The organism is Bradyrhizobium sp. (assembly GCF_030654605.1).
GTDB lineage: Bacteria > Pseudomonadota > Alphaproteobacteria > Rhizobiales > Xanthobacteraceae > Bradyrhizobium.
On sequence record NZ_JAURXB010000114.1, the window covers coordinates 1 to 15943 of the forward strand.

At 64.5% G+C, this 15943-nt stretch carries 16 protein-coding genes and 1 pseudogene; 6 read left to right on the plus strand and 11 right to left on the minus strand.

Annotated elements, in window-relative coordinates; genetic code table 11:
- The 7 genes and pseudogenes from Q7U29_RS11165 to phnG all read right to left on the minus strand — a co-directional run.
- Positions 1–397 (minus strand): annotated as a pseudogene (locus tag Q7U29_RS11165) (alpha-D-ribose 1-methylphosphonate 5-triphosphate diphosphatase); the annotation flags it as partial.
- 13 nt (positions 398–410) lie between these two features.
- Positions 411–1109, minus strand: a complete 699-nt coding sequence (gene phnL / locus Q7U29_RS11170; RefSeq protein ID WP_304741504.1) for a phosphonate C-P lyase system protein PhnL — start codon at positions 1107–1109, stop codon at positions 411–413.
- A 25-nt stretch (positions 1110–1134) separates the two neighbouring features.
- On the minus strand, positions 1135–1938 hold the full coding sequence (phnK, locus tag Q7U29_RS11175) for a phosphonate C-P lyase system protein PhnK (protein WP_304741341.1): 804 nt from the start codon (positions 1936–1938) through the stop codon (positions 1135–1137).
- The gene (locus Q7U29_RS11180) at positions 1931–2815 is read right to left on the minus strand and encodes an alpha-D-ribose 1-methylphosphonate 5-phosphate C-P-lyase PhnJ (RefSeq protein ID WP_304741343.1); all 885 of its coding nucleotides are present in this window, start codon (positions 2813–2815) and stop codon (positions 1931–1933) included. Before Q7U29_RS11180 ends, phnK begins: the two co-directional genes overlap by 8 nt.
- Positions 2812–3921, minus strand: a complete 1110-nt coding sequence (locus Q7U29_RS11185) for a carbon-phosphorus lyase complex subunit PhnI (RefSeq protein ID WP_304741345.1) — start codon at positions 3919–3921, stop codon at positions 2812–2814. Before Q7U29_RS11185 ends, Q7U29_RS11180 begins: the two co-directional genes overlap by 4 nt.
- Positions 3922–3924: 3 nt before the next feature.
- Positions 3925–4533 carry a phosphonate C-P lyase system protein PhnH gene (gene phnH, locus Q7U29_RS11190; protein WP_304741347.1) on the minus strand — a complete coding sequence of 203 codons (609 nt, stop codon included), beginning with the start codon at positions 4531–4533 and terminating at the stop codon, positions 3925–3927.
- 3 nt (positions 4534–4536) lie between these two features.
- The gene (gene phnG, locus Q7U29_RS11195) at positions 4537–4998 is read right to left on the minus strand and encodes a phosphonate C-P lyase system protein PhnG (RefSeq protein ID WP_304741349.1); all 462 of its coding nucleotides are present in this window, start codon (positions 4996–4998) and stop codon (positions 4537–4539) included.
- A 130-nt stretch (positions 4999–5128) separates the two neighbouring features.
- On the opposite strand from phnG, the gene phnF reads away from it, so the two are divergent.
- Positions 5129–5857: a phosphonate metabolism transcriptional regulator PhnF gene (phnF, locus tag Q7U29_RS11200; RefSeq protein ID WP_304741350.1), complete on the plus strand. Its 729-nt coding sequence runs from the start codon at positions 5129–5131 to the stop codon at positions 5855–5857.
- A 12-nt stretch (positions 5858–5869) separates the two neighbouring features.
- Here the strand turns inward: phnF and phnE (Q7U29_RS11205) are convergent, their stop codons facing one another.
- The 4 genes from phnE (Q7U29_RS11205) to phnC form a co-directional block, all read right to left on the minus strand.
- Positions 5870–6724, minus strand: coding sequence for a phosphonate ABC transporter, permease protein PhnE (phnE, locus tag Q7U29_RS11205; RefSeq protein WP_304741352.1), 855 nt, complete (start codon positions 6722–6724; stop codon positions 5870–5872).
- On the minus strand, positions 6721–7608 hold the full coding sequence (phnE, locus tag Q7U29_RS11210; protein ID WP_304741354.1) for a phosphonate ABC transporter, permease protein PhnE: 888 nt from the start codon (positions 7606–7608) through the stop codon (positions 6721–6723). Before phnE (Q7U29_RS11210) ends, phnE (Q7U29_RS11205) begins: the two co-directional genes overlap by 4 nt.
- Positions 7609–7676: 68 nt before the next feature.
- Positions 7677–8585 (minus strand): phosphonate ABC transporter substrate-binding protein, encoded by a 909-nt coding sequence (gene phnD, locus Q7U29_RS11215; RefSeq protein ID WP_304741356.1) that lies wholly within the window; start codon positions 8583–8585, stop codon positions 7677–7679.
- Positions 8586–8659: 74 nt separating this feature from the next.
- Entirely contained in the window at positions 8660–9475 is an 816-nt protein-coding gene (gene phnC, locus Q7U29_RS11220) for a phosphonate ABC transporter ATP-binding protein (protein ID WP_304741357.1), read from the minus strand.
- A gap of 188 nt (positions 9476–9663) precedes the next feature.
- On the opposite strand from phnC, the gene Q7U29_RS11225 reads away from it, so the two are divergent.
- From Q7U29_RS11225 to Q7U29_RS11245, 5 genes are all read left to right on the plus strand, one after another.
- Positions 9664–10326 carry a DapH/DapD/GlmU-related protein gene (locus Q7U29_RS11225; RefSeq protein WP_304741359.1) on the plus strand — a complete coding sequence of 221 codons (663 nt, stop codon included), beginning with the start codon at positions 9664–9666 and terminating at the stop codon, positions 10324–10326.
- On the plus strand, positions 10323–11516 hold the full coding sequence (locus tag Q7U29_RS11230) for an alpha-D-ribose 1-methylphosphonate 5-triphosphate diphosphatase (RefSeq protein WP_304741361.1): 1194 nt from the start codon (positions 10323–10325) through the stop codon (positions 11514–11516). Before Q7U29_RS11225 ends, Q7U29_RS11230 begins: the two co-directional genes overlap by 4 nt.
- 20 nt (positions 11517–11536) lie before the next feature.
- On the plus strand, positions 11537–12268 hold the full coding sequence (locus tag Q7U29_RS11235; RefSeq protein ID WP_304741363.1) for a DUF1045 domain-containing protein: 732 nt from the start codon (positions 11537–11539) through the stop codon (positions 12266–12268).
- Positions 12269–12347: 79 nt separating this feature from the next.
- Positions 12348–14276 carry a hypothetical protein gene (locus Q7U29_RS11240; protein ID WP_304741365.1) on the plus strand — a complete coding sequence of 643 codons (1929 nt, stop codon included), beginning with the start codon at positions 12348–12350 and terminating at the stop codon, positions 14274–14276.
- 15 nt (positions 14277–14291) lie between these two features.
- A complete protein-coding gene (locus Q7U29_RS11245) occupies positions 14292–15920 on the plus strand; it encodes a PEP/pyruvate-binding domain-containing protein (protein ID WP_304741367.1) in 1629 nt (542 codons plus the stop codon).
- Positions 15921–15943 lie beyond the last annotated feature (23 nt).

The window sequence follows — 15943 nt, forward strand, 5'->3', positions numbered from 1 at the left end:
AATTGGCGTCGCGCGCCGAAGAGATCGCCGCAGCGAGCACGCCTGCCCGGCCATCGACGTCCTCGGCGCCGTCCTCGCGCCAGACCCGTAAGGAATCCAGCACGGTGGTGATGCCCGATGTCGCCAGCTGCGCGTCATAGGAAACCACCGCCGCGATCGGATCCCAGAATACCTTTGGCCGGGGCACGTAATGGGCTTCCAGATGATCGGTGTGCAGTTCGATCAGGCCGGGCATGACCATGTCGCCGGCCGCATCCTCGCTGCCGGCGGGGGCGTCGCCCTCGCCATATTCCGCGATACGGCCATTGGCAAAGGCGATCCAGCCGCGTTCGATTACGCGGTCGGCCAGAACGATCCTGGCGTTGCCGATAACGGCGTCGGAACCGGTCGAAGTCATGTCAATTCTTTCCCTATGCCGCTGAGGCAAACGACGTCACGTCGACGATGCGGTCGGCGATCAGATGGCGGATCTCGTCATCATGGACGATGGCGACCATGGCGACATCGGCACGTTTCTTTTGCTCGATCAGTTCGACCACGACAGCGCGGTTGGCGGCATCGAGCGAGGCGGTCGGCTCGTCCAGGAGCAGGATCGGCAGATCGGAGATGAAGCCGCGCGCGATGTTGACGCGCTGCTGCTCGCCGCCGGAAAAGGTCGAGGGCGGCAGCGCCCACAGCCGCTCCGGAATGTTGAGGCGGCGCAGCAGCTGCCCTGCCCGCGCTTGAGCCTCCGGACGCGCCATTCCATTTGATATCAGGGGCTCGGCCACCACGTCGATGGTCGCGACCCGCGGCACCGCACGCAGGAACTGGCTGACATAGCCAATTGTGGCGCGGCGCACGCTGAGGATCTGCCTGGGTTCGGCGCTGGCGAGATCGACCAGCGCGCCCTGGTGGCGGATGCCGATGCGGCCGCCGTCGCAGCGGTAATTGCCGAAGATCATCTTCAGGATCGAGGATTTGCCGGCGCCCGAGGGGCCGGACAGCACGACGCATTCGCCGGGCTGGACCTGAAAGGTGACGCCGCCCACGACCGGCAGCTCGACCCCACCCTGCAAATGCATGGTGAAGGTCTTTTTCGCACGGCTGATATCGATCATCGCGGTCATAGGCTTGTCAGTCATCGACTTGGCCTCACGCTGGCAGGATCGAGGAGACGAGCAACTGGGTATAGGGCTCGCGGGGATCGTCGAGCACCTGATCGGTCAGCCCGGTCTCGATCACCCGGCCGCCCTTCATCACCATCACCCGGTGCGACAACAGCCGCGCCACCGCGAGGTCGTGGGTGACGATGATGGCGGCAAGACCGAGTTCGCTGACGAGATTACGCATCAGATCGAGCAGCCGCGCCTGCACCGAGACGTCGAGTCCGCCGGTCGGCTCGTCCATGAAAACAAGGCGCGGTTCGGTGACCAGATTGCGCGCAATCTGCAGCCGCTGCCGCATGCCGCCGGAATAGGTCCGCGGCGCATCGTCGATGCGCTCGACATCGATTTCGACGCGTTCCAGCCACGACGTCGCGGTGTCGCGGATGCGGCCATAGTGATTCCAGCCCACCGCCATCAGCCGCTCGCCGACATTGGCGCCGGCCGACACCGCCATCCGCAGTCCCAGCACCGGGTCCTGATGCACATAGCCCCAATCGGTGCGAAACAGGAACCGGCGCTCGGCCTCGCCCAGCGCGGCCAGATCGCGCATCACCCCGTCACGCATCCGGTACGACACTTTGCCGGCGCTCGGCGCCAGCTGCGCCGACAACAGCTGCAGCAAGGTCGATTTGCCCGAGCCGGATTCGCCGACGATCGCCAGCACTTCCCCGGGATAGAGCGCAAAGGACACGTCGCGGCAGGCGCTGAGCCTGCCATAATTCTTGCCCAGCCCCTCGGCCTGCATCAGCGGCTGGTCATTGTCCTGCACGGCGGTTGTGTTGTCAGCCATGCGGCCTCTCCTTGTGCGGGGCCGCGCTTTCGCTGCCGCGATGCCCCTCTGCCTGGCGGCCCTCGCAATAGTCGGTGTCGGAGCAGACGAACATCCGGCTGCCCTGGTCGTCGGTGACGATTTCGTCGAGATAGGAATCGCCGGCGCCGCACAGCGCACAGGGCGCATCGAAGCGGTAGCGCGTGAACGGATGATCCTCGAAATCCAGCGACACCACCGAGGTGTAGGGCGGGATCGCGTAGATGCGCTTCTCGCGGCCGGCGCCGAACAGCTGCAACGCCGGGCAATTGTCCATCTTCGGATTGTCGAATTTCGGCGTCGGCGACGGATCCATCACATAGCGGGCGTTGACCTTCACCGGATAGGCATAGGAGGTGGCGATATGCCCGAAGCGCGCGATGTCCTCGTACAGCTTGACGTGCATCAGGCCATACTCGCCGAGCGCATGCATGCGCCGGGTCTCGGTCTCGCGCGGCTCGAGAAAGCGCAGCGGTTCGGGGATCGGCACCTGATAGACCAGCACCTGGCCGCCATGCAGCGGCGCTTCGGGAATCCGGTGCCTTGTCTGGATCACGGTCGCGTCCGCCGTGGCGGTCGTGGTCGCGACGCCGGCGGTCCGGGCAAAGAATTTCCGGATCGAGATCGCGTTGGTGGTGTCGTCGGAACCCTGGTCGATCACCTTCAGCACATCGTCAGGCCCGAGGATCGCCGCGGTCACCTGCACGCCGCCGGTGCCCCAGCCATACGGCATCGGCATTTCGCGGCTGGCGAACGGCACCTGATAACCGGGAATCGCGATCCCCTTCAGGATGGCGCGGCGGATCATCCGCTTTGTCTGCTCGTCCAGATAGGCAAAATTGTAGACCGGCGCGTTCATTCCGCGGCCTCCTGCATCGGCTCCGGGATCTCCACCGTCGCTTCCGAAAACTCCTGGCGCAGCTTGCGCAACAGGCCGAGTTCGGACTGGAAGTCGACATAATGCGGCAGCTTGAGATGTTCGACGAAGCCGGTCGCCTGCACATTGTCGGAATGCGACATCACGAACTCCTCGTCCTGGGCCGGCGCGACGATCTCCTCACCAAGTTCGCGGGCGCGCAGGCTGCGGTCGACCAGCGCCATCGACATGGTCTTGCGTTCCGACTGCCCGAAGGCGAGCCCATAGCCCCGCGTAAAACACGGGGCTTCCGTCGCCGAGCCCTTGAACTGGTTGACCATCTGGCATTCGGTCAGCGTGACCGCGCCGAGCGGCACGGCGAAACCGACGTCTTCGGCCATGAACTCCACTTCGACCTCGCCGAGACGTATCTCGCCGGCGAACGGATGGCTGCGACCGTAGCCGCGCTGCGTCGAATAGCCGAGCGCCAGCAAAAACCCTTCGTCGGCGCGTGCCAGATTCTGCAGCCGCAAATCGCGATCGGCGGGAAAACTGAGCGGCTCGCGCGTGAGGTCGCCCACCGGTGAATTGGCGTCCAGCTGTGGCGAAGGCTCGATCAACCCGTCGCGGCCGAGAATGTCGGTGACGCGTGGCATGGTCGCGGCGGATGCTTCCGCGGTCGCGGGGGCCTCGGGCTTTGATCCTTCCGCCAGTTCCGGGTCCAGCAGGCGGTGGGTATAATCGAAGGTCGGCCCGAGAATCTGGCCGCCCGGGATATCCTTGAAGGTCGAGGAGATGCGGCGGCGCACCTGCATCTGGCCGGTATCGACCGGCTCGGAGGCGCCGAAACGCGGCAAGGTGGCGCGGAAGGCGCGGACCAGGAAGATCGCCTCGATCATGTCGCCGCGCGCCTGCTTCAGCGCCAGTGCCGCGAGCTCGCGGTCATACAGTGAACCCTCGGTCATGATGCGATCGACGCCGAGGCTGAGTTGTCCGGAGATCTGGGCGAGCGAGAGTTCCGGGACCTCGCGGTCGCCGCGGCGCTCATGCGCCAGTAGCCGATGGGCGTTCTCGATGGCGCGCTCACCACCCTTGACGGCGACATACATCCTTTAGTCTCCCTTCGCGACAAGCCGCGTGGTGCGCGGTATCGCGACAACGGCATCGTCAGCCACCAGCACGATATCGATACCGCGCGGAAACAGCGTGGCGTTGACGGCGAGCCGTTCGAACAGGTCCGCAGGCTGCAGCGTCGCCCGCAACACGGCGGTGCCGTCGATGCCGGGACCGCGCAACTCGAATGCAGGGCCCACCGTCAGGCTCTCAACCTGCAGAATTACCGTCGTCGAACGATCGGGATACTCACTGCTGCCAAAGGCAAAACGGTCGAGCGCCGGGAGGGCTCGCGCGTCACCGACGACCGCAAAGCTGGAGATCGACGAATCCGAGATCACCGGCGCGCTGGTGTGAAATTTGAGCCATTTGGCGACATCGGAGGTTTCGGACAGAAGCGGGTCGAGCCAGACCGGCGTATCGTGGTCGAACAATGTCAGGGCGATGGCGGCGGTGCCGCGCATCAAACTGGCGGGCGCGCCAGATTCGGCGATGACGCGCTGGACGCTGCCCGGGCGCGCCATCGCATCCATTACCGAACGGAAGGTAGTTTGCGCGGAAAGAACCTTGTCCGCAAACCCGGCAGGCAGTTCGGCAACCGTCGTCATCGTTCAGCCCTCACCGCGCACCATCGTATAGAAATCGACCCGCGTCGCCGCGGTCTCCGAAGCCCTGCGGTCTCGCTCGGAAATCATTGCGGCACGAAGCGGCGCCAGCACGTTTTCTTCAACCGCCACCGAAAACTCACTCGATTGCACCAATGCGTCGCACAGCGCGATCATCTGCGCCTTCCGCCTGTCGCGGCCGAGCGTGTAGCCGAAACCGACCTCACCTGAGGCAAGCCGCACCGCGGCACGCGAAACCGTGGCCTCGCCGAGGTTGAACGGCGCCCCGTCGCCGCCGATGCGGCCCCTCAGCATCACCAGGCCGTTCTCGGGCTCGCGCAGGTTTTCGTAAGCCGGCACAGCGATAGGCTCGAGACGACGGGCAATCTCCGCAGCATCGGAATGCGCGAGCACCGCCATGGCCGCCTTGCGTTGCGCCTGTTTGCCGTTTTCGTCCGCGACGGTCATATCAGCCTTCATATCGGCCTTGCCGGAATCAAGTTGTCTATGTTATTAGACAACTTGATAGCGAAGCGCCATGACTGTTTCGTGACATCAGGATGATTTTTCCAATGCCCCTCCCCGGCTTTTTCGCGCCATGAGCATACAGGACGCAGCTTCCGGCGTGGCGTTGTGGCGCCAGGTCGCCGACGGCATCGAGCGCGGCATCGCCGACGGCCGCTTTGCCGCGGGCGAGCGGCTTCCGGGCGAGACCGAAATCGCCGAAACCTACCGCGTCAACCGCCACACCGTGCGCCGGGCGCTGGCGACGCTGGCCGAGCGCGGCCTGGTGCGCGCCGAGCGCGGCAGCGGCACCTACGTGGAAGCGCCGCGTATTGCCTATCCGCTGCGCTCGCGCACCCGGTTTTCCGAGATCGTCGGCGCCGGCGGCCGCGAGCCGCGCGGCCAGTTGATCGGCGCTTCCGAGGAGCCGGCAACGCGCGAACTGGCGAAGCAGCTCGGCCTCAAGACCGCAACACCCCTGATTCGGATCGAAGCGCTGCGGCTGGCCGACCGCACCCCGATCTGCATCGCCACCACCTGGTTGGCTGCGGCGCGCTTTCCCGACGCGGGACGCACCTACGAGCGGGTGCGCTCGATGACAAAGCTGCTGGCGCATTACGGCATTCGCGACTATCGCCGCGCCTCGACCCGCGTCAGCGCCGCCATTGTCGACGCCACCGACGCGATCAGGCTCGACCTCGCGCTCGGACGCCCCGTTCTGGTGGTCGACAGCACCGACGTCGATGCCGGTGGAAAGCCGCTGCTGACCACGCGCGCGCGCTTTGCCGCCGAGCGGGTAGAATTTCTGGTCGAGAACGGCTAGCCCCGCGAGATACTACGCGATTTCCCGCCGGCCGATGATCGCGAAACGGAGTTTGCCGGAAACCCAGTCAATGGAAGATACCGTGATGAGAATCAGCAGAATCAGGAACGACACCTTCTGCCATTCCAGCACCCGGATTTGTTCGGCGAGTTGAAGACCGATTCCACCGGCCCCGACGATTCCGATGATGGTCGCCGAGCGCGTATTTGACTCAAAATAGTAAAGCACCTGACTGAGCAGGATCGGAATGACCTGCGGCAGCAATCCGAACCGGATGCCATGGAGATGGCTGCCGCCGGCCGCAAGCACACCTTCGCCGGGCTTCTTGTCGGCAGCCTCGATGGCCTCCGAGAAGAGCTTTCCGAAACTTCCGAAATCGCTGCAGATAACTGCGAGAATCCCTGCGAACGGACCCAATCCCACGACGCCGACCCAGATGAGAGCCCAGATCAAGGTATCGACACCGCGGATGGTATCGAGGCTGCGTCGGGTCAAAATGTGGATGATGCGATTTGCAACCACATTGCGCGCCGCCAGCAGGGCAACCGGAAACGCCAGCAGCGCCCCGCCCAGCGTGCCCAAGAAGGCAATCGCCACTGTCTCTCCGAGCGCATGTAAATAGATCAACGCCTGCGCCCATGAACCGGGATCGGGCGGCACCATCAACTTAAGGAAACCGCCCAGCCTGACCATCCCGTCAGAAAGCCGGTGAAACGGAATGTCGAGCTGGACGATCCCGAACACAAACAGCGCGGCGGCCGCGCCGAAGCCCAAGGTGATCTTCCCCCTGTTCCACCAATCAGGGCGAAACAGCTGCGGATGGCGTTCAGCGATGGAGGCCTGGTTTTCAAAATTGAAGGAACTCATCTACCGGCGCCCTCCAGTCCAAGGAGGCGGTGGCGCACGCGCTCTGTGACAAAGTCGATCAGCATAACGGTGACGACAATGAGCAAGAGGATGGCGCTCACATCCGTGAAGTAGAATTTGCGGACGGCCTCGATCAAATCCTGTCCGATGCCGCCGGCGCCGACAAAACCCATCACCGCAGCGCCGCGCACGTTGATCTCAAATCTCAACAGGGCGTAACTGACAAAATTCGAAAGTACCTGAGGCACCGCACCGAACCGGACAATCTGAATCCAGCTTCCTCCGCTCGCGGCCACTCCCTCGATCGGGTTATTGTCGATGTTCTCGACAACTTCGGCGAACTGTTTGCCCAGCGCGCCGGTGGTATGGATTGCAATGGCAAGAACGCCTGGCAATGCCCCCAGACCGAACGCCAGCACAAAAATCAGGGCAAAGACAATCTCCGGCACAGTCCGGCAGACTTCGAGGACGCGTCGCGTAACGAAAACGATCGTGCGCGACTTGACGAGATTGGCCGACGCCAGAAAGCAGAGAACGAAGCCGCATATCCCCCCTGCAAGGGTTCCCACATACGCAATCAGCAACGTATCGCCGAGAAGCCGCGTCCAGCGAGGCAGCCCCCAAAGCCATTCCGAGAGATCGACCCACGCCGACGAGAACGAAAACTTCGGGGCGGTACCCGCAAAATAGGCAGGGAATCGCCAGAAATTCTCGGCGAGCATCCTAAGATTGACGTCACCCATCCAGCCGGCGGCAAGTGCGGCGGCGATCAGGACGAGCGAACCCAGCCACAGGCGTCGTCGCTTGGCGGCAACCGCGACCGCATAGCGATCGGCAAGCTCTTGCAGCCTGGCTTCCGGAAATTCGGGGACTGCGGTTCGCATGGGATTTTCTGGCGAGAGTTCAGGCAGGTCTCACGACCTGCCCAAACCATCTCGACCCGTGGTCTTGCTCAGGATTTGTGCTTGCGAATGCTGTCGACAAACCTGGTCAGTTCGATCACCGGCTCATAGGCCTTGTGCTCAACCGCGACGAAAGGCAGCTGCTTTCCCTCGTAGATCTTGTCGAAAGCGGCCTTGTCCTTCACGGCAATTTCCAGCACGGCCTTCTTGATCGCCGCCTTGAGGTCGGCCGGCAGCGTGCCGAGGTAGGCCATCGGCGAATTCACGATCTGCTCGGACTTCAGGATGACCTTGAAATCCGCAGCCTTCGCCATGCCCTTGCGCTCCATTCGCAGCAGGTTCGATTCCTTTTCATCGTTCCACCAGTTGAACGCCGCGTCGCAGGTGCCCTGGGCAAGTCCGATCACCGCGTTTTCATGGCTTCCCGAGTAAACCACCTTGGAGAAGAACTTTTCCGGGTCGATGCCCATCTTGTCCATCGCGAAACGCGGCACGTTGTTGCCCGACGTCGAATTGGGATCGACGAGGCAGAGATTCTTGCCTTTCAGGTCCTTGATGTCCTTGTAGCTCGACTCGCTTTTGACATAGAGAACCGAGTAATAGCCCTTGGTCCCGTCGCCATTCACTTCGATTGCGAAGGGCTCGACCTTGGCGCCGATGATGTAGGCACGGGCGTAGGACGCCGGACCGTACATTGCGATGTGGATATTGCCGGCGCGCTGGCCTTCGATGACAGCGGCATAGTCGTTGGCGATCCGCAGCGTGACTTTGGTGCCCAGCTCCCGGGTCAGATACTCCGCCAAGGGCGTCCAGCGATCGGTGGTGCCCGAGGCATTCTCATCGGGAACTTTTGCGAACACCAGTTCGGGGTACTTTGCCTTCCAGTCCTGGGCCGATGCAGCGGAGGCTGTGAATGCCAGTCCCGCCACGACGGCGAGAATCATACGACGGTCGATCATGACGTCTCCTGTTTTGCAGCGATGTAGCTGGCGGATTTCAGTCCCGCACAACTGTTGATTTACAGACACAGCACTCAGGCTGCGGCAGCCGTACCGAAAGCCGGAATCGGCGAATGGGTCGGCACGTGCCCGGGTGCCACGTCCATCACCTCATCCGCCTCGAGATCGTAGAGCTCGCGCGCGATCTGATCGGTCAGCATCGCCGGTGCCCCGTCGAATACGATGCGCCCCGACGCCATGCCGATCAGGCGATCGCAGTAGGTCCGTGCCAGATCCAGCGAATGCAGGTTGCAGATCACGGTGATGCCGAAGTGCTTGTTGATGCGCAGCAACGCATCCATCACGATCCTGGTGTTGCGTGGATCGAGCGAGGCGATCGGCTCGTCGGCGAGGATCATCGCGGGCTGCTGAACCAGCGCACGCGCAATGGCCACGCGCTGCTGCTGACCGCCCGAGAGCTGATCGGCGCGCTGCGCCGCAATCGACGCCATATCGAACTGCTCGAGCGCCGACATCGCAATCGCCTTGTCCTCGTCGGGCCACAGCTGCGCCAGCGACCGCCATGTCGGAACCGTTGCGAGCCGTCCCATCAACACGTTGGTCAGCACATCGAGCCGACCGACCAGATTGAACTGCTGGAAGATCATCGCCGACCGTGCGCGCCACTGGCGCAGATCCCGGCCGCGCAGCGCGGTCACGTCCTGGCCCTCGAACAGAATGCGTCCTTCGGAGGGTTCGGCGAGGCGGTTGATCATCCGCAGCAGGGTCGACTTGCCGGCGCCGGAACGGCCGATCACCCCGACGAAGCCGCCGGGCGCAATCGAGAACGATGCATTGTCGACCGCGGCCTTCGTGCCGAAACGGCACGTCAAACCTTCCACCACCAGCATGCAATGCTCCAATGCCCGAATTGGTACCATCGCTAGCGCCGGCGTTTTACAGTTGTGTGACAGCCGCGCTGCGGTGTGGTCGCCATCCACAGCCGAGCCGACCGTCATTCTTTCGTCATGACGTTGTCATCGAGCCCATCGATGACGTGCGGGCTCTCGATCAATCCGCATCGCCTGTGGGAATTCGCATGACCGGAAAAATGCTCGCGGTTGAACCAACTGTCGACCCCACGGCGAACCTGCACGACACCCGCCTCGGCGCCTACTGCGAAGTCGGCGCGCGCACGATCCTGCATGAAGTGACGATGGGCGACTATTCCTACGTCGTGAACGACTCCCAGATCACCTACGCCACGATCGGAAAGTTCTGCTCGATCGCGGCGATGACGCGAATCAATCCGGGCAATCACCCGATGCAGCGGGCGTCGCAGGCCCACTTCACCTATCGCGCCAGCGCGTATTTTCCGGGAGAAAGCGACGATACGGAGTTTTTCGCCTGGCGGCGCGAACATCATGTCCATATCGGCCATGACGTCTGGATCGGGCACGGCGCCGTCGTGCTGCCGGGTCGCAGCGTCGGCACCGGTGCCGTGATCGCGGCGGGTGCGATCGTGACCAAGGACGTTCCGGCCTACACCATCGTCGCCGGAAACCCGGCGCGGATCATCAAGCGGCGGTTCCCGGATGACATTACCAACCGGCTCGCGGCGCTGGCATGGTGGGACTGGGACCATGAAACGCTGCGCCGCGCCCTGCCCGATTTCCGGAAACTGACGATCGAGGATTTCCTCGAAAAACATGAGGCTGCGACGATCCCGATGCGTTCGCAAGCCGTTCGTGCCGCATCATGACGAACCTGTCGATCGAAGGCGGCCGGGCTCTCGTCGGCGAAGAGTTTCAGGAAACCTCGCTGCGGATCGCCGGACGTGACATCAGCGCCGTGGGTTCGGACCATGGGCACGGGCCGTTCGGCATCGATGCCAGCGGTCTGAAGGTGCTGCCGGGCATCGTCGACCTGCACGGCGACGCGTTCGAGCGGCAGATGATGCCGCGGGCCGGCGTCGATTTTCCCGTCGATGTGGCGCTGGTCGACAGCGACCGGCAGGCGATCGCCAACGGCATCACCACGGTGTTTCACGCCACGACCTGGTCGTGGGAGCCGGGGCTGCGCAGCGCGGACAACGCACGGCAACTGCTCGAGGCCATCGAGGCCCTGAGGCCGCAACTGGCGGCGGACACCCGCTTCCACCTGCGCCATGAAACCTACAACCTCGATGCCGAAGCCGAAATCGGCCAATGGCTGTCCGACGGACGGATCGACCTGTTCGCTTTCAACGACCACATGGAGTCCACCGTCGCCAGCCTGGCCAGGCCGCAGAAGCGCAGCCGCATGGTGGAACGCACCGGCCTTTCCAGCGAGGCCTTCGATGGTCTGGTGGCGAACGTGGTTTCCCGCGGCCACGACGTCCCGGCATCGGTCGCACGGCTGGCCGGAGTGGCGCGAGCGGCCGGCGTCCGCATGCTGTCGCATGACGACGAAAGTCCGGCGATGCGAAAGGCGTTTCGCGATCAGGGCGTGAACATCGCCGAATTCCCGGTCAACGAGGAGACCGCGCGCGAAGCCGCCGCGTCAGGCGATTTCATCGTGTTCGGCGCGCCCAATGTCGTGCGCGGCGGCAGCCATACCGGCTGGACCAGGGCGTCCGACATGATTGCCAAGGGCCTGTGCTCGATCCTGGCGTCCGATTACTACTATCCCGCGCCATTGCTGGCAGCGTTCCGCCTCGCCGCCGACGGCGTGCTGCCGCTGGCGCAAGCCTGGCACCTGATCTCGGCGGCGCCGGCCAGCGCCGCCGGTCTCGCCGATCGCGGCGTCCTCGCGGCAGGCCGGCGCGCCGACATCATCCTGGTCGATGACGCCGCGCCGCTGCGGCCGCGAATCGTCGGCGTCATCGCCGCCGGACGCCTGGTTCATATCACCGAGGCCGACCGCCTGATCCGGTTCGCAGCCGCGCCGCGCAAGGCTGTTGCGGCCGCGTGAAGCGGCTCTATGGTGCTGGTATGGCCGACTATCCGCGCTACGCGATCTACTATGTTCCGGCGCCCGACAGCGGCCTCACTCGTTTCGGCGCGCACTTGCTCGGCTATGACGCCTTTAGCGGCGAGGACCTGCCCTTCCCGGACGGCATCCTGCAGACGACGCCGGATTGGCGCGAGCAAACCAGCGATCCCCGAAAATACGGTTTTCACGCCACTCTGAAGGCGCCGATGTCGCTGGCGCCGGGCAAGACCGAGGTCGATCTGCTTGCCGCATGTTCCGCGTTCGCCGCAACGCCCCGGCCTATCCCGGCGATCCGACCGGTCGTCGGCTCGATCGAGGGCTTTATCGCGCTGGTTCCGGCGGCGCCGACGCCGGAGCTGATCCGGCTCGCGGCCGATTGCGTCAGCGCGTTCGATTCGTTCCGCACGCCGCTCACCGAGCAGGATCGTGCGCGGCGAAAGCCTGCGCAATTGACGCCGACACAACTCGCGCATCTGGATCGCTGGGGATATCCCTATGTGATGGACGATTTCCGGTTTCACATGACGCTGACGGGACGGCTCGGCGCCGAGCGCCGCGAAACTCTGTTGGCGATGCTGGCGGAGCGCTTTACCGCGCTCGACCTGCCGACGCTGTCGATCGACCGGATCGCCGTGTTCCGCCAGGAGAATAGCGCTGCCCGATTCCGGATCGTGAACCACTGGAAACTCTGCGCGCAAGGGTTGCCTGATCGCAGCGCTCTTCCAATATGACGTTTTCATGAATGATCTATCGCAATGAAACCGTCGCCAATGCGGTGCATATGCCTGTCATAACCGTTGAAGGCAGGCCATGAAATCGCAAATCATCGAGCAGCTCGGACAAGCTGACATCCTTCTGCCGTCGCTCGTTGCCGAGGGGCTGGCAGCGAATGATCGCATCAAGGTGCGCATGAGCGCGCTTCAGGCTGCATCACAGCATGCGCAACAGCCGGATCGACCGGCCACCGATTTGCACGTCGAATGCAACGCCGCCGGACTGGCGCCCGCGGCGCTGGCGACGTTGATCGGCGGTGCTCATCTTGCCGGCGATGGCCGAATGGCCGCGCCCAATCTGGCCAAATTGATGAAGGAAATCCACGACGACGTGGCGGCGATGGTCCGCGCCGTGAGCGCGGGCAACGCCGCCGAGGGTGAAGCCATGAGCGCACGGCTCGCGGCGATCCGCAACACCGGCGCGCTCGAGGCGTTGAATGAAATCGAAATCCAGCGGGTCGCCAAATTGACCGGCGTGACGCAGGAGGGCGCCGACAGCCTGCATCGACTGGTGATGGATCTGCACAAGGCGCTCAACCGCCTGGCCGCCGGCTGCGCCGAGGAAATCCTGGCGGGCGCCCATGTGTTCGGCTTGCACTCCGAAGACCGTACCCCGGTGGAACGCTTCATGCAGGGGCTCAACGAGACGCGCGTCCTCAAATTCGACCATCCCGGCCTCGACACGATGGCGACGAGATCGGGCGGCCGGTTGCTGATTCAGAACGATATCGGCACGACCGACGCCCATGTGGTGGTCATTGCGGTCAAGAAGAATTCCGTGACGGTGACCTATACCGACGTGCATCGGGCGCGCGCAAAATTCTTCATCGGCCTGTTCGATAAATTCCAGGCGAAATGGAGCGGCCTCGATCGTCATACCGCGGCGGGTCTTGGCGACGATAACGCCTTTTTCCTGGTCACCGGGCAGTACAAGGCCGAGAGGTCCGAGGATCGCAACGATTTCCTGGCCGCGCTCGGCGCTGCGCTGGTATTCCTGATCGACTGGAACAAGGCGCGCAAGCTGTTGCGCAGCTGGGTCGCAAAGGAGGATGCGACCCGCATTCTCGAATGGGCCGCCCGGCAGCGGATCGGCCACCGCGCTTTCCTGGAACTCGGCGGCAATGAACTGATCGGCACCGCGGTTCGCAATGCGGCGCCGACCCGCATCGGATTCGGCGAGCGGCTGGATCAGGCGCTCGGACGCGACGCCGCGATCGATTTCCTCAAGACCGCGATGCGCGCCTCGACCGAAGCTCTGCGCGCGGGCCGATCGGTCAGGCTGGTCCGCGACCAGATCGAAGCCGATCTGGTCAGGCATCTCGAACGCGTCGACAGCGCCCTGCTCGCTATCGTACTGCGTCAAATCGGATTGGCGCACGATGTGGCCGCTGCGATCGCCCAGCACGTTGCCGCGCTGCAGGCGGGCCGTCCGGCGGACGGCACGCTGCTGACCACCCGGGCGGGCCTCATCGAACGCAAGGCCGACCGCATTGCCATCCAGGCCCGCAAGGAAGCGACCCGCCTCGACGCCGGCCCCATCATCGAACAACTGGTGGACCGCGTCGAGGAAGCGGTCGATGAACTGGAACAGGCCGCCTTTATCGCCTCGCTGACGCCTGCCGCAATCGACCCATCGCTGCTGTCGGCACTTGCCGGGTTGTGCGCCATCGCCACGACGGCGACCGAAGCCGCGGCGTCCGGCCTCGCCGCCGCCATCGAAGTGCCGGAGGGACGCCGCGCCGACTCCGAAGACGCGTTGGACGCCGTCGTTCGCCTGATCGATGCCGAGCATGCGGCGGATTCCCGGGAACGCGAGGTCACCGCGCGGGTGTTCGCCGGCGGGTTCGACGTGGCGACATCACTCTCCGTTCTCGAACTTGCCCGGGCCATCGAGCGCGCCACCGACCAACTGGCAGGTTTCGGGCATCTGCTGCGGCGTCACATCATGGCCGAACTGTCAGCCTAGAAAGGACTCGAGCCGATGCATATCGTGCGTATTGGCGGTGTATCGACCGAACAGCATTCCGCCGAAGTGGTCGGCGCCAAAGCCGCCAATCTGGCGCGGATGGCGGCCCTCGGTCTGCCGGTGCCGCCGGCTTTCGTGCTCCCGGTGAAGCTCTGCGCTGCGATCATCGACGGGGATGGACATGCGGAGCGCCACCTGCGCGATGGCCTGAAAGACGGTATCGAGTTCCTGGAGAACGCGACCGGAAAGCACCTCGGCGATCGCCGGCAGCCGCTGCTGGTATCGGTACGCTCGGGAGCGGCGCGGTCGATGCCGGGCATGCTGGACACGGTGCTCAACGTCGGCTGCACGTCGACCGCCGTGCAGGGTCTGATCCGGGCCACCGGCCGGCCGCGACTGGCGTGGGATTGCCGGCGGAGGTTTATCGAGAGCTATGGCGAAGCGGTGCTGAGCCTCGACCCCGAGCCGTTCGCGGCCTGCCTTGCCGAGTTGACCGCCAGCGAAGGGGTTGCCAGCGACCGCGAGCTGGACAGCGAGGCGCTCGAGCGTCTCGCTGCAGACGAGCAGGCATTGATCGAGGACGGCGATGACAGCTGGCTCGAGGATGCGATGGTGCAGCTCGACAGCGCCGCAAGGGCTGTCTACCGGTCGTGGATGAGCGAGCGCGCGCAGGCCTACCGCCGTATCGAGAAACTCGACCATCTCCTGGGTACGGCGGTTACGGTTCAGGCCATGGTATTCGGCAATGGCGGCCTTTCATCCGGCGCCGGCGTGGCGTTTTCGCGGGATCCCTCGACCGGCAAGGCCCGGCCGATGATCGACCTTGTGCTCGACGCCCAGGGCGAGGACGTCGTCTCGGGCCGTCGAACGCCGGATACGGAAGAAACCTTCGTCCGCACGCTGCCCGCGGCCGCGGCCGAACTCGGCGATACCCTCAGGCGCCTGGAACGGGAATTCGGCGATGTGCAGGATGTCGAGTTTACGATCGAGGACGGCAAATTGTGGATCCTGCAGACGCGCGCCGCGAAGCGGACCCCGCGCGCGGCGCTCCGGATCGCCATCGACCTCGTGCATGAAGGACTGATCACGGGGCCCGAAGGGCTGCAGCGGCTCGACGGCATCGACCCGGCGGCCCTCGTCCAGATCTCGCTGGCATCCGCGGATGATCCGGTCACCGCCGGCATCGGCGCGTCGGGCGGCATCGCGGTGGGACGGGCGGCGTTCTGCTCCGAGAGCGCCCAACGCCTGGCCGCCGCCGGGGACCCGGTGATCCTGATGCGGCCCGATACCAGCACCGCCGATGTCGCGGGCTTTGCCGTCGCAGCAGGCATCGTGACTTCCGTCGGCGCCCGCACCGCGCATGCCGCGCTGGTCGCGCGCCAGATGGGCAAGCCCTGCGTCGTCGGATGCGGCAGCATGGCGATCGACGTCGCGGCCGCCCGGGCAAAGCTCGCAGGCACGGCGATCTCGGAAAGCGACTGGATCACCATCGACGGCGACAGCGGCAAGCTCTACCTCGGGCAACGCGAAGTAATCGTGACGCAGCCCGACACCGAGCTCGACGAAGTCAAGCGGTGGCGCGACGAAGCCGATCGAGAGCGCCCCCGCAAGCCGAATCCGCTCCACGGGAATTCGCCGACCTGAATTCCAGCCGCGCCCGGACCAAT